Annotated in this window: 19 protein-coding genes; 13 read left to right on the top strand and 6 right to left on the bottom strand. The window is 52.8% G+C overall.

Annotated elements, in window-relative coordinates; genetic code table 11:
• Positions 1-9: 9 nt before the first annotated feature.
• Positions 10-972: a taurine ABC transporter substrate-binding protein gene (gene tauA / locus C1N69_RS04540; RefSeq protein ID WP_025756238.1), complete on the bottom strand. Its 963-nt coding sequence runs from the start codon at positions 970-972 to the stop codon at positions 10-12.
• 621 nt (positions 973-1,593) lie between these two features.
• Here tauA and C1N69_RS04530 point away from each other — a divergent pair.
• Entirely contained in the window at positions 1,594-2,736 is a 1,143-nt protein-coding gene (locus C1N69_RS04530; RefSeq protein ID WP_420841806.1) for an IS481 family transposase, read from the top strand.
• Positions 2,737-2,873: 137 nt separating this feature from the next.
• On the opposite strand, the gene mmuM is transcribed toward C1N69_RS04530, so the two are convergent.
• A complete protein-coding gene (gene mmuM / locus C1N69_RS04525; RefSeq protein ID WP_155030751.1) occupies positions 2,874-3,806 on the bottom strand; it encodes a homocysteine S-methyltransferase in 933 nt (310 codons plus the stop codon).
• Positions 3,793-5,193: an S-methylmethionine permease gene (mmuP, locus tag C1N69_RS04520; RefSeq protein WP_155030750.1), complete on the bottom strand. Its 1,401-nt coding sequence runs from the start codon at positions 5,191-5,193 to the stop codon at positions 3,793-3,795. The genes mmuM and mmuP overlap by 14 nt, the downstream gene beginning before the upstream one ends.
• A 335-nt stretch (positions 5,194-5,528) precedes the next feature.
• On the opposite strand from mmuP, the gene C1N69_RS04515 reads away from it, so the two are divergent.
• Positions 5,529-6,638 carry an AI-2E family transporter gene (locus C1N69_RS04515; RefSeq protein WP_008503245.1) on the top strand — a complete coding sequence of 370 codons (1,110 nt, stop codon included), beginning with the start codon at positions 5,529-5,531 and terminating at the stop codon, positions 6,636-6,638.
• Positions 6,639-6,757: 119 nt separating this feature from the next.
• Positions 6,758-8,542, top strand: coding sequence for a diguanylate cyclase (locus C1N69_RS04510; RefSeq protein WP_094919461.1), 1,785 nt, complete (start codon positions 6,758-6,760; stop codon positions 8,540-8,542).
• A 73-nt stretch (positions 8,543-8,615) separates the two neighbouring features.
• On the opposite strand, the gene C1N69_RS04505 is transcribed toward C1N69_RS04510, so the two are convergent.
• On the bottom strand, positions 8,616-9,527 hold the full coding sequence (locus C1N69_RS04505; protein WP_155030749.1) for a LysR family transcriptional regulator: 912 nt from the start codon (positions 9,525-9,527) through the stop codon (positions 8,616-8,618).
• A gap of 109 nt (positions 9,528-9,636) precedes the next feature.
• Here C1N69_RS04505 and C1N69_RS04500 point away from each other — a divergent pair, with 109 nt between their 5' ends.
• Positions 9,637-10,842 (top strand): L-dopachrome tautomerase-related protein, encoded by a 1,206-nt coding sequence (locus C1N69_RS04500; RefSeq protein ID WP_155030748.1) that lies wholly within the window; start codon positions 9,637-9,639, stop codon positions 10,840-10,842.
• On the opposite strand, the gene C1N69_RS04495 is transcribed toward C1N69_RS04500, so the two are convergent.
• Together C1N69_RS04495 and C1N69_RS04490 are read right to left on the bottom strand one after the other, a co-directional pair.
• Positions 10,839-11,243 carry a helix-turn-helix domain-containing protein gene (locus tag C1N69_RS04495; RefSeq protein ID WP_059385561.1) on the bottom strand — a complete coding sequence of 135 codons (405 nt, stop codon included), beginning with the start codon at positions 11,241-11,243 and terminating at the stop codon, positions 10,839-10,841. The genes C1N69_RS04500 and C1N69_RS04495 overlap by 4 nt on opposite strands.
• Before the next feature lie 123 nt (positions 11,244-11,366).
• Entirely contained in the window at positions 11,367-12,011 is a 645-nt protein-coding gene (locus tag C1N69_RS04490; protein ID WP_155030747.1) for a TetR/AcrR family transcriptional regulator, read from the bottom strand.
• A gap of 188 nt (positions 12,012-12,199) precedes the next feature.
• Between C1N69_RS04490 and C1N69_RS04485 the strand changes: the two genes are divergently transcribed.
• The 9 genes from C1N69_RS04485 to catA all read left to right on the top strand — a co-directional run bounded on the left by C1N69_RS04485 (position 12,200) and on the right by catA (position 23,127).
• Positions 12,200-13,684, top strand: coding sequence for an efflux transporter outer membrane subunit (locus tag C1N69_RS04485; RefSeq protein ID WP_072049091.1), 1,485 nt, complete (start codon positions 12,200-12,202; stop codon positions 13,682-13,684).
• Positions 13,685-13,736: 52 nt separating this feature from the next.
• Complete coding sequence (locus C1N69_RS04480; protein WP_045286823.1) at positions 13,737-14,879, top strand: HlyD/EmrA/EmrK family protein; 1,143 nt, start codon at positions 13,737-13,739, stop codon at positions 14,877-14,879.
• Positions 14,880-14,892: 13 nt separating this feature from the next.
• A complete protein-coding gene (locus tag C1N69_RS04475) occupies positions 14,893-16,437 on the top strand; it encodes a DHA2 family efflux MFS transporter permease subunit (RefSeq protein WP_045286824.1) in 1,545 nt (514 codons plus the stop codon).
• A gap of 674 nt (positions 16,438-17,111) precedes the next feature.
• Positions 17,112-17,723 carry a flavin reductase family protein gene (locus C1N69_RS04470; RefSeq protein WP_155030746.1) on the top strand — a complete coding sequence of 204 codons (612 nt, stop codon included), beginning with the start codon at positions 17,112-17,114 and terminating at the stop codon, positions 17,721-17,723.
• Between the two features lie 161 nt (positions 17,724-17,884).
• Entirely contained in the window at positions 17,885-18,958 is a 1,074-nt protein-coding gene (locus C1N69_RS04465; protein ID WP_155030745.1) for a catalase family peroxidase, read from the top strand.
• The gene (locus tag C1N69_RS04460) at positions 18,955-19,542 is read left to right on the top strand and encodes a cytochrome b (protein ID WP_155030744.1); all 588 of its coding nucleotides are present in this window, start codon (positions 18,955-18,957) and stop codon (positions 19,540-19,542) included. Before C1N69_RS04465 ends, C1N69_RS04460 begins: the two co-directional genes overlap by 4 nt.
• A gap of 401 nt (positions 19,543-19,943) precedes the next feature.
• The gene (locus C1N69_RS04455) at positions 19,944-20,438 is read left to right on the top strand and encodes a putative pterin-binding protein (protein ID WP_025756248.1); all 495 of its coding nucleotides are present in this window, start codon (positions 19,944-19,946) and stop codon (positions 20,436-20,438) included.
• Between the two features lie 17 nt (positions 20,439-20,455).
• Positions 20,456-22,387, top strand: a complete 1,932-nt coding sequence (locus C1N69_RS04450; RefSeq protein WP_045286924.1) for a GGDEF domain-containing phosphodiesterase — start codon at positions 20,456-20,458, stop codon at positions 22,385-22,387.
• A gap of 62 nt (positions 22,388-22,449) precedes the next feature.
• Entirely contained in the window at positions 22,450-23,127 is a 678-nt protein-coding gene (gene catA, locus C1N69_RS04445) for a type A chloramphenicol O-acetyltransferase (RefSeq protein WP_155030743.1), read from the top strand.
• Positions 23,128-23,281: the final 154 nt, after the last annotated feature.

Raw genomic sequence — 23,281 nt, 5'->3', positions numbered from 1 at the left:
GCGGACTCCTTATTTCACAAAGCGGTCGGTCACGTACTGGCTGTAATCCGTCGCCACAGCGGGCACTTTGCCCTGCTCTTTCAGGAAGGTGGCCGTATCCACAATCGCTTTGTTTACCGGCCCGGTCAGCTGTTGTACCTGCTGCGCGGGCGTCAGATAGGTATTACCCTTCACCAGCCCCGGCACGTCCGCTTCCGGCACGCCGCTCAGGCGCGAGAGTTTTTCCAGGTTGGCAGGCTGCTTCAGCCACTCATCCGGGTTGCTGATGTAGGGCTGCTGGGCGTCAATGGCGCTTTTGGCAAAGGCCTTCACCACCTCAGGATGCTTCTCAGCGAAGTCTTTACGCACGACCCACACGTCGAGGGTTGGCGCGCCCCACTGGCCCACTTTTTCGGAGTCGGTCAGCACGGTGCCCTCTTTTTCCAGCTCGTTCACGGCCGGTGCCCAGACATAAGCCCCGTCAATATCGCCACGCTGCCAGGCCGCGATAATGGCCGGCGGCTGCAGGTTGATAATTTGTACCTGACCCGGTTTGATGCCCCAGTGTTTGAGCGCCGCCAGCAGGCTGTAGTGAGTGGTGGAGATAAACGGCACGGCGATACGCTTGCCGATCAGATCTTCCGGTTTGGTGATGTTTTTCTTCACCACCAGCGCTTCGGAGTTACCGAGCTGTGACGCCAGCAGGAACACCTCAATCGGTACCTGCTGGCTGGCCGCGACCGCCAGCGGGCTGGATCCGATATTGCCGATCTGCACATCGCCGGACGCCAGCGCGCGCACCACGGCCGCCCCGCTGTCGAACTTACGCCAGTCAACTTTTGCGCCGCTCTCTTTGGCAAAGGTGTTATCCGCCTGCGCGACTTTCGCCGGTTCCGCAGAGGTTTGATACGCGACGGTGACGTCCACCGCCTGCGCCTGAAATGCCCACAGCGCCAGGGCGCCGAGTAGTGTGATTCGCGATGAAATTGCCATAATGCCTGCTCCCCTTGTTGTTATGAGGGCAGTATTTCCGGCGGAGGAATTTTGATAAAGGAATTAAAACGAATCGCTAATAACCATTCGTTTTTAGATAAAAAGCGGGAAAGGATAGTGAATTTTGTGCGGTGTTTTTTCCCTCTCCCCGTGGGCTGAGGGATCCCCAGTAATTTTTTTACCGAAAGCGACGAAGGTTGTTTCAGGAATATGAATGAATTACAGCGATGCCCTGGTCCGGCTGTAAATCGCCGAGGCGTTTCCGTAAGGCCGGGGCGAGGCGCAGGGATGCGCCGAGAGGGCGTGGCCTGCAGGGATGCAGGCTCATGCCCGACCCGATAGCCTGAAGGAATAAGCTGAGGGTACCGCGAAGCGGCGATTTACCGCCGGGAGCCCGGGTCGCCAGGGTGGTGGCGATTGAGCCACCCTGGCACGTTCACCGGTCATGTCGTTACAGAGTAGCAAGGAACATAAAGTGAACGGAATAACCTCCACAGCCGTATGTTCCCCCCTCACCCCAGCCCTCTCCCTCTGTACGGTCCGGGGACATAGTGAACGCTTGTTCGGGGACATGGTAGACACTTACAACTAAGGCATAAGAACCCGTTTATGGAGTCGCTTATGCCCTGGGATGCGAGAGATACCATGTCATTACGTACCGAGTTTGTTTTGTTCGCCTCGCAGGACGGGGCGAATATCCGTTCCCTCTGCCGTCGCTTCGGCATTTCACCTGCCACCGGCTACAAGTGGCTTCGTCGCTGGGCGGAGGAAGGGGCCTCCGGCCTTCAGGACCGCCCGCGCATGCCGCACCATTCCCCGAACCGCTCATCTGACGACATCACTGCCCTGCTGCGCATGGCCCATGACCGTCATCAACGCTGGGGAGCCCGCAAGATTAAGCGCTGGCTGGAAGACCAGGGGCACACCATGCCCGCCTTCAGCACCGTTCATACCCTGATGGCCCGTCACGGCCTGCTGCCGGGCACTTCACCGGGCATTCCCGCCACGGGACGGTTCGAACATGACGCGCCCAACCGGCTCTGGCAGATGGATTTTAAGGGCCACTTTCCCTTTGGCGGTGGCCGCTGCCATCCGCTCACTTTGCTGGACGACCACTCCCGTTTTTCCCTGTGCCTGGTGCACTGTAACGATGAACGTCGAGAGACCGTGCAGCAGCAGCTGGTCAGCGTGTTTGAACGCTACGGCCTGCCGGACAGGATGACGATGGATAACGGCTCACCGTGGGGAGACACCACCGGCACCTGGACGGCGCTGGAGCTGTGGCTGATGCGCCAGGGTATCCGGGTGGGGCACTCCCGGCCGTATCATCCGCAGACGCAGGGCAAGCTGGAGCGTTTTCACCGCAGCCTGAAGGCGGAAGTGCTGCAGGGGAAGTGGTTCGCGGACAGCGGTGAACTGCAGCGCGCCTTCGACCACTGGCGGACGGTCTATAACCTTGAACGCCCGCATGAGGCGCTGGATATGGCGGTACCGGGCTCGCGGTATCAGCCGTCATCGCGACGGTACAGCGGCAACACAACGCCCCCGGAATACGACGAGGGGGTGATGGTCAGGAAAGTGGATATCAGCGGAAAGCTGAGCGTGAAAGGGGTGAGTCTGAGCGCGGGTAAAGCGTTCAGGGGAGAGCGGGTCGGACTGAAGGAAACGCAGGAGGATGGCTGCTATGAAGTGTGGTGGTACAGCACGAAAGTGGGGGTGATCGACCTGAAGAAAAAGTCGATCACCATGGGTAAAGGATGTTAAAAAGTGTTCACCATGTCCCCGAACACCTGTCTACCATGTCCCCGGACTGTACACCCTCAAGGGAGAGGGGGTCGACTGTGCAGACATTATTTTGTGGGGATCCCTCAGCCCCGTGGGAGAGGGTTAAGGTGAGGGCCTCAGCGCTTCGCATTAAGCTCAGCAATATCCTTCGGCGTGGTGCGACAGCATCCGCCAATCAGCTTCGCACCGGCGTCCAGCCACTGGGGCAGATACCCCGCCAGCGTCTCACACGCTTCGCCGTGGTGGTGCCAGGTTTTGGTCACCGCATCATAATGCTCGCCCGAGTTCGGGTAGACCACCAGCGGCAGCGCCGTCAGGCTTTGCAGATGTTTCAACGCCGCCGTCGTGTTTTCCAGAGCGATACAGTTAATGCCCAGCGCGACTATCTGCGGAGAGCTTGCCAACACGCTGACCACATCACGCAGCGGCGTACCGTCGCTGAGGTGTTCGCTGTCCCGTAAGGTAAACGAGAACCACGCCCGGGCGCGGGGATACTCGGCCAGAAGTGCCGCCAGCGCCCTGATTTCCGCAAAGGACGGCAGCGTTTCACACGCAAGCAGATCGGCACCGGCATCCAGCAGCGCTTCCACGCGCGGGCGGTGGAAAGCAGTGAACGCTTCAGCACTGCGCACATAGTCGCCGCGATATTCCGAGCCATCCGCCAGATAGGCGCCATACGGCCCCACAGATCCGGCGACCAGCAGCGTGCCCGCATGCGGATTTTCAGCCAGATACGCTTCACGCGCCTTACGCGCCAGCGCCACGCTTTTGCCGATCAGCGACCGGGATTGCGCCTCATCGAGGCCGCGTGCCGCAAAGCCCGCAGGCGTCGCCTGATAGCTGGCGGTGATGGCCACCTGCGCGCCAGCCCGGTAGTAGTCGAGGTGGACTTCGCGGATGAGCTCCGGGTTTTCCATCAGTACTTTGGCAGACCAGAGGTTGTCTGCAAGATTACATCCCCGCGCTTCCAGCTCCGTCGCCATCGCGCCATCCAGCACCACAAACGGCTGTTTTTCGAGGATGGCGGTAAGCGGATTATTCTGCGACATGTTCAGGCTCCTGCGATGTCATATTTCGGGTCAGGTAGTACGCACCATAACACAGGGCGACAAACGGAATCCCGCAATAAAGGGCAATGCGCTGGCTCGGGTCAAACCACAGGCCGACACAGGCCACCACGCAGAGGATAAAACCGAGCACCGGCACCAGCGGATACCACGGCGCACGGTACTGCAGCGCAGAGAGCGGCTGGCCGGACCGCAGATGACGACGACGGAAAACGAAGTACGACGCGCAGATGCTGATCCAGACCGCCACCACGGCAAAGCCCGAAATTGCCGAGAGCGCCACGAACACCGTGTCCGGCGCCACCACGCTTGAGAACAGCGCCAGCACGCCACCGAGCATGGAAACGGAGAGCGCCGTCAGCGGCACGCCGTTTTTGTTCACCCGGGCAAAGCAGCGCGGCAGCGTTTTCTCATTAGAGAGCGACCACAGCATGCGCCCGGAGGCATACAGCCCGGAGTTCGCCGCCGAGAGGATCGCCGTCAAAATCACAAAGTTAAAGATGTCCGCCGCGTAAGGAATCCCCACCTTTTCAAACACCAGCACGAACGGACTCTTTTCCACGCCCGCCTGCTGCATCGGGATCAGCGCCGCCAGCACAAAAACAGTACCGATAAAGAAGATGATCAGCCGGGCAATGGTGGTACGGATCGCCACCGGGATCACCTTGTGCGGGTTTTCTGTTTCACCCGCCGCGATACCGATCAGTTCGGTCCCGGAGAAGGCAAAGTTCACCGCCACCATGGTCATCAGGATCGGCAGACCGCCGTGCGGGAACCAGCCCTCGGCGGTGATGTTGCTTAAGCCCGGCGCGGGTGAACCGTCCTGCATCGGGATAAAGCCAAAGACCGCCGCGCCGCCAAGAATAATAAAGGCGATAATGGTGATGACTTTCACCAGGGAGAACCAGAACTCACCTTCCGCAAAGAAGCGCGTGGAGATGACGTTAAGGCCAAAAATCACCACGCAGAAGACCACGCACCACGCCCAGACGGGCACCTGCGGGAACCAGTACTGCATACAGAACCCGGCGGCGGTAAAACTCGACCCGAGCGCCACCGTCCAGGTGAGCCAGTAGAGCCACGCCACGGTGTAACCCGTCGCCGGGCCAAGATAACGCGCGGCATAGACGTGGAACGCGCCGGTTTCCGGCATCGCCACGGAGAGCTCGCCCAGACACTGCATTACCAGCCAGACCACCAGCGCGCCTATCAGGTACGCCAGTAGCGTACCGGCCGCCCCGGTCGTCGAAATAATGTATCCGGTATTGAAAAATAACCCTGTCCCAATGACGCCACCCAGCGAGAGCATAATCAGGTGGCGTGTTTTCATGGTGCGCTTAAGCTGCCCATTTTCTTGTTGTGTTTGCATATTACCTTCTATACGTATGGACATCTAAACATCCAAAGAAGGTGTGTTATACCGCGATTGTTAATAAAAAGCTAGATGACCAGACGTAAACGGGCACGCCGCGCGCTGAGTCTGGGGTGGGTGGTGAGGATCACATAGAGAATCGGACGCCAGGCCATAGGCACCTCCGCAAGCAGATACTTACAGCATGGTGCCGGACGAGACGTTCTTCGGTCAGTCGAAAGTGGTATCCGTGAAGAGCGGCGTCATACCGCAACGCCACCCGGCGCAAGGGTTGGTAATTCTCACAATCAGTTCTATAGTCGACACAGTTTCTTAGTAACCAGGACTGACTGATGCGCTTTAACGGACTGACCAAAGGTTTCTTTATTTTCATCCTCGCCCTTGTGACATGGGCGTTCTTCGACGTGCTGTCGCCCTACTTTTCCGCCATTCTGTGGGCCGCCATTCTGACCGTCATCTTTAACCCGGTAAAAAACAAGCTGCGCGCCGCGCTGGGGGATCGCAACGGGCTGGCCTCGTTGTTGACCATCGGCATTATCTGTCTGATCGTCTTTATCCCGCTGATGGTGATCCTCTCTTCACTCGCCATTGAGCTGAACGTGGTGTACACCAAACTGCAGGAGAACAACACCCAATTCCCGGAGGTGGTGGCCAGCATTTTCAACCATCTGCCTGACTGGGCCAGCGGTTTCCTCGCGGATCACAACCTGACCAACGCCGCGCAGATCCAGAAAAAACTCTCCGATGTCGCCCTGCAGGGCGGGCAATATCTCGCCGGCAGCGCGTTTCTGATTGGCAAAGGCACGTTTGGCTTCGCCATTAGTTTCGGCATCATGCTCTATCTGCTGTTCTTCCTGCTGAAAGACGGCCCGTATCTGGTGCGCCAGATCCTCGACTCTCTTCCCCTGTCCGATTTTGCCAAGCAGCACCTGTTCGCCAAGTTCGTCGGCGTCTCCCGCGCCACGGTAAAAGGGACCGCAGCGGTGGCCGTGGTGCAGGGCATACTCGGCGGAATTGCCTTTGCGATTGCCGGTATCGACGGCAGCGTACTCTGGGGCGCGCTGATGGCGTTCCTCTCGCTGGTGCCGGCCATCGGCTCGGCGATTGTCTGGGTACCGGCCGCCATTTTCCTCTTCGCCACGCATCAGATCTGGCAAGGGCTGTTTATTGTCGGCTTCTTCGTGATCGTCGTCGGGCTGGTAGATAACATCCTGCGCCCGCTGCTGGTGGGGAAAGACACCAAAATGCCGGACTACCTGATCCTGATCTCCACCCTCGGCGGTATGGAGTTGTACGGCATTAACGGCTTTGTCATTGGACCGCTGATTGCTGCGCTGTTTATCGCCTGCTGGAACCTCTTCTCCGGGCGCGATCACGAAGGCAACGCCGAAGAGCTGGACGCGGATTTCATTGAAGAGGGAAAAAACCCTCCAGATTTGTAAGGATGTGACGATAAAGACCTCACCAGGCGGCACTGTGCCGCCTTTTTTTTCGCCTTAAATCAAACGTTTTCTATAATTTGAAGAACGCCGTCCTCTTCATGTTGTAAAAGGATCATCTGGTGCGAATCGCGACGATAACAAACTGGGCCTACGGTGCCACGGTCTGCCTGACTATCGCCTCCGGCATCATCATGCTGATGGCATCCAATGCCGACACGCTTGAGCGTCAGGCCGTTGAACAACGCCAGCGTTTTGATGCGCTTACGGAAGATATCGAAACCGATATCTGGGCGCAGTCTGATTTAGCCCGGCTGTACGTCATCAAAAAAGATCCGCAGGTTCTCAAAGAATATAACCAGGCCGAAAACAGCCTGAAGCGCATCGAGCTTCGGCTGGAAAAGCTGCAGGATAATGGCGCTTCGGATGAAGAACTGGCCCTGCTGCATGAAGGAATAAAGATTGTCGATGAACTGCAGGACGAACAGCAAACCGCACTGAACAGCCTTGAACAGGGTGAAGACGCTCAGGCCGTTGCCCTGCTTTATGGCGCACCCTATGAGCAGGAGCTTGAGCGCGCCCAGAACCAGCTCGATCACTTTCGCCAGATACTCGACAAACGCGTTATCGCCTCCGTTCAGGAGGCGACAAAAAAATCGAAAGCGCTGCGTACGGCTTCTGAAATGATGGTCGGCCTGACCGCCCTGCTGTTCCTGTTTGTCCTTGGTTTTATCCTGAAACGTCGCGTACTGCGCCCCGTGGTGCGGTTGAGCGACGTGGTGCACCGCCTGGCGTCACAGGATTACGCGGTTGAAACGCCCAATTTCAACCAGATTGATGAGATAGGTGACATGGCGCAGGCCATCCGCATCTTCCGTGAAAACGGGCTTGCGCGACAGCGTCTGGAAAGAGAGCGTGATGCCGAATGGGCCATCCGCGAGCTGCTGGCGCGCATGACCCAGCGGCTGCAGGGGTGTGAGAACGTTAACGATGTGATTAACGTGGCGGAGCTGTTTGCCCCCAATATCGCGCCGGGGATCGCGGGCCGGCTCTACGTCCTCGACCGCGATCCGTGGCAGATGCGCTGCGTCGCGCACTGGTTGTCGCCGACCGGTGAAGAAGCCACGTTCCATCCGGATGAGTGCTGGGCCATACGGCGCGGGCAGAGCCACCCGCCGGTAAACGGTGAACCGGATATCGCCTGCTATCACCTGCCGGCGTCAGAAGGGGACAGTTCGCTGTGCGTCCCCCTTATCGCCCAGGGCGAGGCCATTGGTTTACTCTCCTTCCAGAATATCACTGCAGAAAATGCCCCTTACCGCGCCTATCTGGAACTGATGGCTGAAGCACTTGGGCTGGCGCTGGCCAACCAGCGTCTGCGCGACGCGTTGCTGGAAAAAGCGTTGTTTGACCCGCTCACCGGCCTGCGTAATCGTCATCATCTGGAAGATACCCTGCAAACCCAAACGGCACAGGCGATGCGCAGCGGCGAGCCGTTAAGCTGCATGATGATCGATATCGACCACTTCAAAAGCATTAATGACCGGTTCGGCCATGAAGCGGGCGACCTGGTGATCAAAAGCGTGGCGTCGATTGTTCAGCGGGCCACACATGACAACGGGCTGGCATTTCGTTACGGAGGCGAAGAGTTTCTGGTGCTGCTTTCCGGTGCCGATGAAGAAGAAGCGCACGCCTGTGCGCAGAAGATTTACATCGGCGTGCATGAGCTGTCGCTTCGCTACGGGCTGACCGAGATTGGGCCGGTGGACGTGTCGATTGGGATTGCCAGCTACCCGCAACATGCCCAGACCGACAACCTGCTGCGCGCCGCGGATGTGGCGTTATACCGGGCGAAAGAGCTGGGCCGGGCGCGGATCGTGAGCTTTGGCATGCTGGAGGCGGGTTAGCGGGTCTTTGCGCCTGTTCCTGCGGTTGGCGAGAAATGGCACGCGCGATGTGTTAACTGACCAGACAACAAAATCAACCCTCAACGCCTTCTTGCCGGGTCAGAAGATCTATCATGGCCCGGGTGGCTGCCGACTGACGTCGGTGCGGTGCAAACAGCACGGAAAAAGGTCGCGATCGTCCCCGGAGTTGTGGCAGCACCTCAACTAACTGGCCGCGCTGTATTCTGTCCCGGACGATAAATTCATAGCTCTGGCAGATCCCCATCCCCTGCTCCGCGAGCGACACCACGCCGAGTACATCGTCTGATATTTCGATGGTTGACCCCGGCAACCAGTCAATATCGCGCCCTTCATCCCGAAATACCCAGGGGGCGATACGCCCGGTGCGCGGCATGATAAACGGCAGGCACTGATGATGCTGCAACGCCTCCAGCGTCTGAGGTCTCCCTCTCCGATGCAGGTAGTCCGGGGAGGCGACCAGCAGCAATGCCGCCTCTTCCAGCTTACGCGCCACAAGCCCACTGTCGGGCAGCTGTCCCAGACGGATCGCCAGATCGAATCCCTCCGCGATCAGGTCAACGTTGCGATTGGTAATGTTCAGCTCCACCTGAACGCGTGGATAGCGTTGATTATACTGCGCCAGCAGCGGGGGCAGGCGGTAGTGGGCATAGGTGGTGGGGACACTCATTCTCACGCGACCGGTCAGATCACCCTCCTGACCCCGGCCAACGCGTTCGGCGTCATCAAGCAGAGAGAACGCAGTACGCGCCTGCTCAAGATAGACGCGTCCGGCTTCTGTCAGCCCCACCCGGCGGGTCGTGCGCTGTAACAGCTGCCGTCCAAGACGCGCCTCCAGGCGGGTGACCGCGCGGCTCAGCACCGAAGGCGTGGTTGAAAGGGCAACCGCTGCGCCCGTAAAGGAGCCGTGTTCAACCACAGCAATGAAGACTTCAACGTCGCCGAGGTAATCGAATTTCCGGCTCATTTTGCTCTCTCAGGAACAAATGTTTTTCAATCTGGCTAATTTATCTCCCGTTGGGCGATGAGTAAAGTGGCCTGCATTCATCACCTGAACGTGCCACTGGAGTCTGCCAATGTTCAACCACGCCCGTATTCTGCCCGCCATCGCGATGGCGGCATTGTTCTCTTTCCCGCTCTTCGCCAGTGCAGAGAACCACGCCCCCCTTGAGCGCTGGCGTAGCTATGCTGGCGTGACCTGGGATAGCCCGCAGGACGGGCAAACGCCGACGACGTTTACCGGTTCGGTGAATGCGCCCATTGCAGGTATCCATTTTGATGCCAGCGACCGGGCCTTTGTCAGTACGCCCCGGCTGGTTTCCGCCGCAGCCCCCGCCACGTTGAGCATTCTGGATACCACGTCGCAGTCCGGCCCTGCCCGCCTGACGGCGTTTCCGTCCCGCGAGGACAATGCGGTGAACACCGATCCCGCTCACAGCCTGCGCAACGTGCTCGGTTTTTATATTGACCGTAAAAACGGCTGGCTATGGGCGCTGGACATGGGGTTCGTCGCGGGAGAAGCCCAATCGCCTGCGGGGTCGCAGAAGCTGGTGGTGCTGGATCTCAACTCAGGCCGCACCATTAAACGTATCGCTCTGGATGACGTGGCGGACCGCAAAGCCAGTTTCCTGAATGATGTGGTGGTCGATGAGAACCGCCGTGTCGCTTATATTTCCGACAGCGGATCGCGGAGTGCTCCTGAAAACCAGGTGGGGCTGATTATTGTCGATTTCGCTACCGGTACGGCCCGGCGCGTACTCGATCGTCACCCTGCGCTGCAGATTGAGCCTGGCGTTAACGTCGTCTCGCATGGAGCGGAAGTCTGGCCAGGTAAGCCCTTACTGATTGGTATCAATGGAATTGCGCTCTCTCCCGATGCGGGCACGCTGTACTGGACGGTGACAACCGGAACCCGTGCGTATGCGGTACCCACCGCGATACTGAGGCAGCCTGCGTCAACCAATGCGCAAATCGCCGAACAGATCCGCGATCTGGGTAGCGTGGGAGGCAATACCGACGGGTTAGTGACAGATGAAAAAGGCAACCTCTACATCACCGATGTCACACGCAATGGTATCGTCAGATACGATCCTGAGACCCATTCCATGTCGCTGGTTGCGGCAAATGAAGAGGTGCGCTGGCCAGACACGCCGGCAATCCGTCCGAACGGGGAGCTGATCTTTACCTCAAGTCGCCTCAATGACCATTTTGCGGGAGCCGTTAAACCGGGAGAGGAGCGCTATGATTTGTGGCGCTTGCGTCTCAGTGCTTCAAAGGATTAGTCGCGCGTCACCTCAGTAATCAACATCGACAAACCATTCAAGTAATCCCTTTTTTTAGCCAACTCACGGTATTTGGTTGGGGAAAGTCCATATTGATTTGAGAACGCTCTGCTGAAGGTTGACGGCTCTTCATAGCCTAACATTGTAAATATATCTGAAACAGAGAGCTGCGTATGTCTGAGCATATGCGCGGCTTTTTCAAGTTTCCGGCTTCGGATATAAAGACCTATACTTATGCCACACTCCTGGCGAAAGTTTCGTTGAATATAAGCCAATGAATAACCGGATTTTCGTGCCACATCCAGAACGGTAATGGGTCTATACAAATTCGAGTCAATCCAGTGAGTCAGGGACTTAATTACAGTTTCACGATCTTTTAAGAGAGTAAACTTTATACACATAAGTATCCACGAAATTTATTTACAAGAAGGCCGCTGGCAAAGTCATCCCATGACAATTGAAAATAAATATTTCCTAAAAGAAAAATCACCCTAAGAATAGGGTGAAGGAACGCTTACTGTATTTTAGAAGGATGTACTTGCAACACCCTCATTTTTCTCTGGACCATACAGTTTCATAAACGCATTAACGGAGGCCTGCGCTTTCCTGACGATTTCACTTTCGTCAGGCTGATCTTTTCTTGCTTTTAAAAGCAAGGGTTCCAGTATGTCAGCCTGGAGAAGAGAACGAAAATACTCAGCCGCCAGCACAGGATCATCTTTTCTTAAGATGTTTTGATTCATTAAATCGGTAAAAAGCGCTGAAACATTTGAACGCAGTTTTTGCATTCGCGCATAATATAACTCTCCGATACCCGATCTTCCGGCCTCGGAAATCATTAATCTTTGCAAATCCACAATATCCGGAGAGCAAATATAACGTAAAAAGGCAACAGCAAATTGCTCGATGACAAGCTGTGGTGATTTTCCGAAAAGGCGCACCTGCCCTGCAGTTTCAATAGTCATGCTCTTTATATACTGTTCAGTTTCTGAAGACATGCACTCTACAAATAGCTCTTCTTTCGAAGAAAAGTGACTGTAAATTGTCGATTTTGAGCCACCCACAATCGCGTTAATCTCTGAGATAGACGTGGCATCAAATCCTTTTTGTCGAAACAGTCCGGATGCAACCTCCAGAATCTGTTGCCGTTTAAGCGCTCTTTTATCCATATGTTTCCTCGTTAGTTTAGGTGTCTGCCCGGGGCCAACACTTTTTGTTCTCTGATTTCGGAATCACGTCTGGTAGTAGGGTTTGTAATCGTACTGACGAGTACATTTTCATTTGACGGCATTCAGAAGTCAAGATATAAAGTGTACCGTACTGTACGGTACTGTATTTGGACTACTCAATGAACAGCATGATGAGCGTACTGATGAAAGGTTTTCAGGAGACACTCCCGGGGTGTCGTATTTCCGGTTTAACCCGGTCCAGCATAGTGATGGGCTGTGTTGTCATTTCCGCCATCAGTATGAGCGGATGCGCCATAATCCCCGATCTTGGCACCCCACCGCCTATGAAGACGGTCACACAACTTAAAAGCGATCAAAGCTTCCCGCACCAGAACGGCCAGTGGCCGAAAGATGACTGGTGGAAGAAATACGGTGACGAGCAGCTCAACGGGCTGATTGATGACGCGCTTAAAAATTCCCCCACGCTTAACATCGCCGAAACGCGCGTAAAACAAGCACAAGCAATGACGCAAAGTGCGAGCGGATCGCTTTTCCCTGAAGTCACCGCCAACGCCAGCTTTATGCGGGACAAAATGAGTTACAACTATGTGACGCCTGAAAGCGCAACGCCTCAAAACTGGAACAGCTACGGGCGTACCACGCTTGACATGAGCTGGGAAATTGATTTTTGGGGTAAAAACCGCGCCGCGCTCGCGGCTGCAACGTCAGGCGAAATGGCGGCCGTTGCAGAAGCTGCACAAACAAGACTGGTGCTCTCTTCGTCTATTGTTAACGTTTACGCAGAGCTGGCGCATTTATACACCGTTCGCGAAACGCTTAACGATACTCTCGCTATACGAACCAGTACGCTTGCGTTGTTCCAGCAACGACATGACGCGGGGCTTGAGGATTTATCCAGCCTTCAACAGGTCGAGACGCGTCAACTCAACGCAAAAGCAAACCTGGTGGCAATAGATGAAGCCATTGCGATCAAAAAACATGAGCTCGCTGCACTGATCGGCGATGGGCCTGACAGATCGCTGGCAATCACCGCGCCTAAGGCAACGCTTTTAGCGTATGAGGAACTTCCGCCCAATATCGCTTTAGATCTGATTGGTCGACGTCCGGATATTGTCGCTGCACGCTTACGCGCAGAGGCAGCAGCAGAGCAAATCAAACAGAAAAAAGCCGGTTTTTACCCCAGCGTGAATCTGGTTGCCTTTGCCGGTTTCCAGTCTTTAGGCATTAACAACTTAACCCAAAGTGGCTCAGCAATAGGTAGTTTTGGTCCGGCCATATCGTTGCCTATATTTAACACGCAAAAGCTTCAGGGTGATTTGAAATATGCCAGCGGTGAATATGACATTGCGGTTCAGGTTTATAACGACACCTTAACGAATGCACTTCGGGAAGTGAGCGATGCGCTGACCAGCAGAGCATCTCTTAAAGACGAGATACTTTATTCCCGAAGTGCCGTCACGTCAGCAGAAAAAGCGTATTCACTCACCAGACAACGATATGAAGGAAAGGTCGCTGATTATCTCGATGTCTTGTCTTCAGAAGATGAGCTGGTCGCGGCCCGCAGAAAATTAGCCGATGTAAATTCTCGCGCCTTCACTGTCGATGTCGCATTAGCGCGCGCATTAGGCGGCGGATATACCTCGAATAAATAATCATTTTCAAACATCAACTTCATTACCAAATAGTGGAAACAAAGGAAATAAAATGAGTCACTCTGCAGCTATTGACAGTCAAAACATTGAAACGTCAGATATTAAAAAGAAAAAAAGAAAACGTCTGTTCTCTTATCTTGCATTAAGTATTGCGCTTGCTGGTACTGGCTCATTTATTTATTGGGAGTTAGTGGGTTCCCGATATGTTGAGACCGATAATGCCTATACCGATGTCGAATCTGCACAACTCTCTTCCGCAATTACCGGTACGGTAAGCGCCATCCTGGTGACCGATTCGCAGGTGGTAAAAAAAGGCGATGTTCTGGTCCAACTGGATCCGACTGATGCAGAGTTAGCCCTGAGTCAGGCTGAAGCAAACCTGAACCTGTCTATCCGGAGGGTAAATGGATATAAGGCCAATGATACAAAGCTTGGCGCAGAAGTTTTGGCGAATGAAAAAGAACAAAAACGCCTGTTGGCCCAGGTTGATGCCGCAAACGCTGACTTACAGCGCGCAACTGTCGACCTTAAGCGACGCGAAGCATTAATGCAGACAGGTGCGATTTCAGGTGACGAACTGACGCGTATTCAAAACGTTTATGCTTCCGCACTGGCAAACCTGAATGCCGCGAAAGCGGCTGTGGCGCAAGCTGACGCAGCGAGACAAGCGGCAGTGGGGGCAAGACAGGCCAATGCCGTAATGATTGAGGATGCGAACACCGAGACCAACCCGGAAGTTGCACTTGCAAGGGCGAAGCGCGATCAAGCCAGACTGGATCTGGAAAGAACCGTGATCCGTTCGCCAGTCGATGGCGTGGTTGCACGACGCCAGGTTGAGCTTGGGCAACGTGTACAACCTTCCACACCGTTACTGTCCGTGGTGCCGGTACAGCAAATTCACGTCAATGCAAACTTCAAGGAAGTTCAGCTTCAGCATGTGAAAGAAGGTCAGAAAGTAGAACTAATAAGCGATCTGTATGGCGATAAGGTCCCTTTCCATGGAACCGTAGAAGGCTTTGATGGTGGAACTGGCGCAGCGTTTTCAGTTATTCCAGCGCAAAACGCAACGGGTAACTGGATCAAGGTTGTTCAGCGTTTACCCGTACGCATCAAACTCAATGCCGATGAGCTTGCAGCCCATCCGTTGCGGGTAGGGCTGTCCATGAAAGCGACTGTTGACTTAAAAAGTGAATAACGGAAACCAGGCCATGTCTACATTCGTTATCGATAAAGAGCCTCCTTCGCTAAAAGGCGGAATGTTATGGATTGGTGCTCTGGTCCTGGCTATGGCGAACTTTTTAGCCGTGCTCAACATGACCATTGCAAACGTGACTCAACCCAACATGGCTGGCGCCTTAGGTGCGGGAACCAGCCAGGGCACCTGGATCATCACGGCCTATGCCGTTGCTGAAGCCATAACGGTGCCGCTCTCAGGATGGTTAACAACCCGGTTCGGCGGCGTGCGCGTTTTCTCCGTTTCGGTGTTGATGTTTGGTATTTTCTCGTTGCTTTGTGGCCTGTCCACCTCGCTGGGAATGCTACTGCTAATGCGTGTTTTTCAGGGAATGGCAGGCGGCCCCCTGATGGCTTTATCACAAACATTACTGCTGCGGATCTTCCCTAAAGAAAAATCTATGCAGGCGACGGGTCTCTGGGCGATGACAACATTGCTGGCCCCCGTCATCGGCCCGGTTCTGGGAGGATGGATTTGCGATCATTACAGCTGGTCGTGGGTGTTTATCATCAACGTTCCAATGGCCATCGCTTTTGCGTTAGTCGCGTGGTCAATATTAAAGATATTCGAAGATACGCTGGTTAATAACTCCATTGATATTGTTGGGTTTATTTTATTGGTTATCTGGGTTGGCGCACTGCAGATTATGCTTGATGAAGGGAAAGACCTTGACTGGTTTGCCTCAGACGAAATATGGGTTCTGGCGATTGTCGCCTGTATCGGATTTCTGAGTTTCTGTATCTGGGAGCTCACGGCTGAACATCCGATTGTCGATATCAGAGTTTTTCGCCATCGTGGTTTTTCTGCCAGTATGTTTGTCCTCGCTCTCGCGTTTGGCTGTTTTTTTGGTCTGAACGTACTTACGCCGCTGTGGTTACAATATAACTTAGGATATACAACAACATGGGCTGGGATTGTGGTGGCCTGGGGTGGACTTCTGCAGGTGGTTTTTTCTCCGGTTGCCGCTAACCTTTCCAACAAAATCGATCCGCGCATTCTTATCTTCTTTGGCTGCGCCTGGCTCGGTCTCGACACCTTCTGGCGCTCCTACGCGACAACCGATATGGACTACTGGTCCATCTGTGTCCCCCTGTTATTCATGGGCGTTGGTATGCCATTGTACTATGTCCCGATTACGGGCCTTGCAATGGGTTCGGTAGATGAAACGGAAATGCCATCAGCGGCGGGGTTAATGAACTTTGTTCGAACGTTATCAGGTGCGTTTGCCACATCGCTCGTGACGACGTCATGGCAAGACCAGCGCTATATCGCGCATGACAAGCTGGCATCCGTTGTTGATCCGACTGGCGATCTTTCACAGTACATCAACTCGGCGCCTCAGCAAGGCGGACAGTTTGTTCGGGAGCTTTTTGACAAAATGGTTAACAGCCAGAGCATGATGCTTTCCACCAATAATCTAATGATGTCGATTGGTGTCATATTTTTTATTGCTGCATTTGCGATTGCTTTAGCACCGAAACCTTCTCGCGTCGTCGATGCCGCTTCTGTAGGGCATTAATATCTACTCAGCACAAGGACGTGAGTATCAAGTAAAAGAGAAACTTTGATGAGCCACACATCACAAACACCTTGCAATCGGGATCTTCTGTATAAGAAAATATTTCTTTCAATATCTGAGATGAAATTTCTGGAAAGAGAGATAAACAAGTTTACCTGGTTAGAGCGTGCTTTCTTGAGAAAAACAGAATTTCATAAAATACAACATCTCAGAAGCAGGTGTGACAGCAATTTTTTTAGATTTATTAACAGCGACCAGGCAAACCAAAATACGCTAATTCATATCCTTGAACAATTACCTGAAAATCATCCTGACAGAACATGGTTGACGGGGTTCCTGCTTTAAATGCATCAGGTGAGTGAACATAATTTTGATATGTCAGGAAAAATATCAGACCGAGGGAGAGAAAAAAATGGATGCTTCCCAGTGGAAGAAGCATCCCAAATCAGGCAATTATTCAGACACAGATTGAAACCGTAAACTGACGATCTCATCGATAATATCTCACACCCTCTCCGCTTTGTTATTTACATTTTCTGCCATCGCATAAGAAAACGCAGTCTGCACGCGTTCACGTGAGACGTGACTGAAGACGCCATTTACTTCACGCTTCACCGAAGTAAACTACGTCTGCACCACATAGACTGGGCCTTTGTTAATCAGAGGATGAGAAAATGAAAACCCAGCAAGTCGATTTTGCCTCTTTATATTTTGGTACCCCTGTCGCCATTATCTCCAGCCAAAATCCTGACGGTTCAACCAACCTGAGCCCGATCTCGTCGTGGTGGATCCTTGATCAGAATATCGTATTCGGCCTTGGTACCGACGGAAAGTGTTATGAAAATATAAAGGATAATACGGGTATTGTTCTCAATATTCCGGACAGCCGCTTATGGCCGAATATTGAAGCGCTTGCCAATAAAACAGGAAAAGCCTCACCACCAGAATGGAAGAAAAAGATGGGGTATATTTTTGAACAGGATAAGTTTAGCTGCGGAAAGTTTCACAAAGTAAAGGCGGAGACGGTTAACGCATTGAGAATTAAGGAGTGTCTGATACAAATAGAAGCTAAGGTTTGCGGGATATCGCCCCTTGCCGGTTCCCGGGGAAGCCTGGCATCCGTTGATGCCACGATAACCTGCGTTCACATTTCCGAGACGTTATTAATTCACACCGGGAAAGGGTTAAAATTTAATGTGGAGAAATGGCAGCCCTTATATTACCTGTTTCGTCATTATTTCTCTCTGGGCGCCCGGCTTGGTCACAACTTCCGATGTGATGAGTAACCCCACCATTCTGGCAACGGAAAGTTTTAAACTTTTCGTGATATTCTGTCTTTATGCCCCTGGCCTCATATAATCGAGTCATATTCGCCACTGTATTATCGCCTGCCTCGCACAACATATTGTGCATGGCAGGTGATGATAATTTTTATGGAAAAACGTCTATGTCGAAACTGGATTTGAGGTCCAAAAAAACCTGGGGCGCCCTGGCATCGATCGCCGTTGTCGCCGGTACGCTGGCATCGGCTTTTGCATGGACTGCAGGCTGGCTTGGGTCACGCACGGTCAGCCAGGCACTGGTGGGTGAAACACCGAAACCCTTTCCGCCGGGCTTTCGCCGTGCGCATGGCAAAGGCATCTGCTTTGCCGGCACCTTTGTGCCAAACGGCTCAGCGGTTTCTCTGTCCACCTCCCGGCTCTTTTCTCAGCCGGAAATCCCCGTAGTGGGCCGATTCTCAATTGGTACTGGCGATCCCCATGCCCCGGATAGCACAACCAAAACCCTGAGCATGGCGCTGTTGCTGAAAACGGATGACAAGCAACAATGGCGGATGGCGATGAATAACGAACCTTACTTCGCCACCCGCAACCCGGAAGGATTTCTGGCCTTGCGCCAGGCCACGGCAGTTGATGCGGCCACCGGCAAGCCGGACCCGCAGCGTCTCGCGGACTTTTTGAAAGCCTACCCGGAGGCAGAGAAATACCTTAAATGGGCGGCGCAGAAACCCGCCCCCGGCAGCTTCGCCGGGGCAACGTTTTACAGCATCAACGCCTTCTACCTCGTGAACGCACAGGGGGAGCGACAACCTGTGCGCTGGATGATGCGTCCGCACGATCCGTTCTTCTCCCTGAGCGATGAACAGCGAAAGAAAGCGGATGATAATTTCCTGTTCGAAAGCCTGCGCCAGCGACTGGCACAGAAACGACTCTACTGGGATTACGTTTTGCAGCTCGCGCAGCCGGGCGATCCGGTGGATGACCCTTCCCGGCCCTGGCCGGATAATCGCAAGCAGATGGTGGCCGGTACGCTGGAAGTGACGCGTGTCGAGGAGCAATCCGTTGGTGCGTGCCGCGACGTTAACTTTGATCCCTCTATCGTTCCGGAGGGCGTTGCGGTGACAGATGATCCCGTCTTAAACGCGCGATCGGCCGCTTACTCACACTCTTTCAGTCGCCGTGAGCGGGAAATCGGCTACGGCAAAGCCACCGAAGCCGTGCAAAAGCAGGAGGTAAAATGAGCACGAATAAACGTCTGCGTGAGCACGCCCCACAGCATTTCAATACGCTGGCGCGAAGCCTGCACTGGCTGATGGCGGTTATGATCCTGGCGATGCTTTTCATTGGTGCCGCCATGATGACGTCGTTACATCATCGGATTTGGTTGATCGACCTGCACCGGCCACTGGGTATCGCCATTTTACTGCTGGCGCTGGTTCGTCTGGTCAACCGGCTCCTGAGCCGCACGCCTCCTCTGCCTGCGGATTTGCCCGTCTGGCAGGTGCTTGCAGCGAAGGCATCTCACTGGGTGCTGTACGCGTTAATGCTGGCAATGCCGCTGCTGGGCTGGGCACAGCTTTCGGCGGCGGGCGTGCCGATCGTGATGTTTGACGGTTTCAACCTGCCTCCGATTGTTCCAGCCAGTCCGGCACTGTATGCGTGGTGCCACGACGCCCATAGTCTTCTGGCAAAATTACTTTTTGCGGTGGTGATGGTCCATCTCTCTGCCGCATTAGTGCATGCGTGGATCTACCGGGATACCGTTTTTGCCAGCATGGCGAAAGGAAACAAATCGGCATCAGCCGTCCAGGAAGAGCTGAAGTAAGGAAAGCGGTTCTGGACAAGCACACCCGGAATGCTCGTGTCCTCACTAATCGTCATCCTGAAACGGCAGATTCAACCGGGGCGCGTATTTTGTCTTCAAATTCGCGCCCCAAAAAAGCCACGGATACCCCACCGCTCTTGTGGTGGAAGATAATATCAATCAAATAAAGTGATCATTTTTTAAACAGAAGAGCATTTCCGCCCGCAATTTATGCTTTTATCAAAACGTTAAGCGGCGCTCGCATAACAAACACCCTGCCAACAGAAACACCTAACTCGTTGATTAAGATGAGTTTACATCAATAAAAACGATAAAAACCCTTGCTCACCAACAAAATATATCAACTCGTGTGATATCTAAATTATAATTCTTATACTTCTGTTAAAAAGGTGGAGGCCGAAATGCGATTAACCTTACTGCTGTTATGCTGTCTGGTACAGAGTGTAACCTGGGCAGGCGAACTGCCAAAACCTGTTGGTAAACCCATTTTAACGATTTACGGTAATATAGAAAATACCAATGAAAATGGAAAAGCAGTGTTTGATCTCGCCAGCCTTGAAAAACTGGGCATGGTAAGCTTTGAGACGACCTCCCCCTGGTATAATGGTCGAACTAAGTTTGAGGGGGTTCCGATGCGTAAACTCATGGATTATGTGGGTGCAAAGGGTACTAACATTAATGTTATTGCGCTCAATGATTACTCAACCGTCATCCCTCTCAGCGACTTTAAAAAATACAACGCCATACTTGCTTTGAAGGTGAATGGCGAATATATGCGCATCCGCGATAAAGGTCCATCATTCATTGTATACCCCTATGACAGTCTTCCTGAGTTGAATAATCAGATTTATTACTCGCGTTCAGCATGGCAGGTTAGCAAAATGAAGATTGAATAGCAGTTCAGGAGAACATAATGAACAGGATACTGGTTGGTATCATTTTTTCTCTTTTTATCACGACAGGATATATTGCATTCCTTGTTTACGATCGCCAGCAGGAATTGCAAAAACTGACTCAATACACCGAGTCCTGGTCCGTGGCTCAACTGGTATCCGAGTATTACCGCTTTGAATCATGGCTTGGTCTGTACGCAACCGATACCGATGACGTTACGATAGACCAGGTCCGCATGCGTCTTGAAATTATGCTCAGTCAGGGCGATTTAATGAAGGGGGGTGATTTAGGTCGCTACATTGACAGCGATAAAACGCATCAGGAGCTCGCTTTACGCTTAGAAAATATACTGAATTATCTGGATAGCCATCTTGAAAACATGAGCCATGCCGAGTTACAGGCCTACCTGAAAAATATGCATGAGCTCGATGCACCGCTCAGCCAGCTTTCTGCCACGGCATTAACAAAAGATATTAACACGGTTAATGAATCCAACACAAAAATACAGATCCTTTACTATATTTATTCCGCGCTTTCATTGCTGCTGGTGATCCTAAGCTTTATTCTTGGTTTTTTAATGATCTACCAGAATAAAAATATTCTCAAAGCGCACATGCAGGTTAAAAGCCTGGCTGACGAACTGCAAATATCAAAAGAAACACTGCAAATTCAGAATGCGAAGCTGGAATATGATGTTTATCATGATTCCCTCACTGGCATGAAAAACCGTCTGTTCTTCTGGGACGATCTCAACAAAATTAATCTTCAGGCGGATAAAAACCATACGCCTGTCACGGTGATGTTATTTGATTTAGACCGGTTCAAAGAGGTCAACGACACCTATGGCCATGATACCGGCGATTTACTGTTGAACCAGGTATCCCGACGTCTCACCTCAATGAGTAGCGCTTCCGATACGTTTTACCGGTTGGGCGGCGACGAATTTGCCCTTCTGTCCAGTGGTTTGACCGAAAACGCGGCCATTTCGCGCGCCAAAGAAATCAGCGATCAGATCAGCCAGCCCTATACGATTAATAACCAGCTGATAAAAATTGCGACCTGCGTGGGTATCGTTTTATCGGATAATGAACGACGCTCTGACTTTCTGTATAAATTTGCCGACCTGGCCCTCTACGAAGCGAAAAAAGCCGGTTCCCAGCAGATAAAAGTCTTCCGTCAGTGGATGATGCAAAAATTGCAGGAGAGCAGAACCCTTGAACATGACATGGCACTGGCGCTCGATCACAATGAGTTTGTGGTTTATTACCAGCCGATTGTCGATTCATTCAGCAATGACATTTACGGCTACGAGGCGCTTATTCGCTGGATGCACCCGGTAAAAGGGATGCTGTCGCCTGATTACTTTATCTCTGTTGCTGAAAAAACCGGGATGATCAACGCGATCGGCAAAATTGTGCTTGAGCTTGCCTGCCGGGAAGCGGTCTCCTGGGCGGTTCCGGCAAGGATCTCGGTGAACGTCTCACCTATCCAGTTGGGTAATAAATCGTTTACGACGATGGTGCAAACCATCCTGAAAGAGACAGGGTTACCGGCTAACCGGCTTGAGCTGGAGGTGACAGAGTCTTCGCTCTTCAGTGACAGCACGATGCCGATTACGATTCTGAAAAAGCTGCGTTCGCTGGGTGTGAAAATTTCCATCGATGATTTCGGCACGGGATATTCGTCGCTCTCCAGATTGAGTGAGCTTAATTTTGATAAAATCAAAATAGACAAATCTTTTGTGAATCCAATATCCACGCAAGATGATGCGCTTAATATCGTCAAACTGATTACCGGTATGGCGAAGAGCCTGAACATGAGCGTGATTGCCGAAGGTGTAGAAACCGAAGCGCAGCTTGAACGTCTTCAGGCCCTTGGCTGCGATCTGGTGCAGGGATACCTGTTTGGAAAACCACAGCCGGAGATTGACAGCAAGATTAGATGCGGTTGAAATGGTTCGCGGTTGCTTCTGGCCCAACACCATTTAGATGACAGCGAATCAAAGGTTAAAAAATGAAAAAGACCGTCCCGGAATATACACCTGTTGATTTATCTCGTTGGGCAAGGAAGGAGCATTTTGAAGTTTTTCAGTCGTTTGCTGAATGTACCATCAACCAAACGGTTCTGATCGACATTACCGTACTGCGAAAACATATTAAAACGGTTGGCTGGAAGTTTTACCCCACTATTATTTTCCTCCTCTCTAAAATCATGAACCGGCATCCTGAGTTCCGTATGGCCATGAAGGACAATGAGCTTGTCGTATGGAATGAAATTCATCCCAGCTATACCATTTTCCATCCCGAAACGGAGACCTTTTCGTCATTGTGGAGCCACTACGATGGCAATATGCACCACTTCCAGGACACGTATGCAGAAGATACGGCGCGCTATGGCAATAACCTTTCCTACTGGCCTAAGGAAGAGTCCCGGGAAAATGTCTTTTTCGTATCGTCTATTCCGTGGGTAACCTTTACCAACTTTAATATGAACATTGCGCATATGAAGAACTTCTTTTCACCTATGTTCACGTTTGGAAAATACCACGAACAGGATGGGAAAGTGTTGTTGCCTATGGCGGTGCAGGTCCATCACTCGGTGTGCGATGGTTTCCATGTGGCAAGGATGTTTAATGAACTGCAGGAGATGTGTGATGGGTTACCGGAGCTGTCAGAGGAACATAACGCATGATGCGTAAGAAGTCGTGATGGTTTCTGTTGGTCGGGATTGAGCATTAAGTCTGCCAGACATCTATGCTAAGCAAAGACTAGCCTGCGCACTGTCATCAGAAAATCGAAAGGGGTCGAGTCCCACAGCTCAGGTGAAAAATCAAATCCATATCGCA

It is taken from the genome of Enterobacter sichuanensis (assembly GCF_009036245.1).
GTDB lineage: Bacteria > Pseudomonadota > Gammaproteobacteria > Enterobacterales > Enterobacteriaceae > Enterobacter > Enterobacter sichuanensis.
Note: the sequence above shows the minus strand (reverse complement) of the source record. Positions and strands in the feature narration are given on the sequence as shown.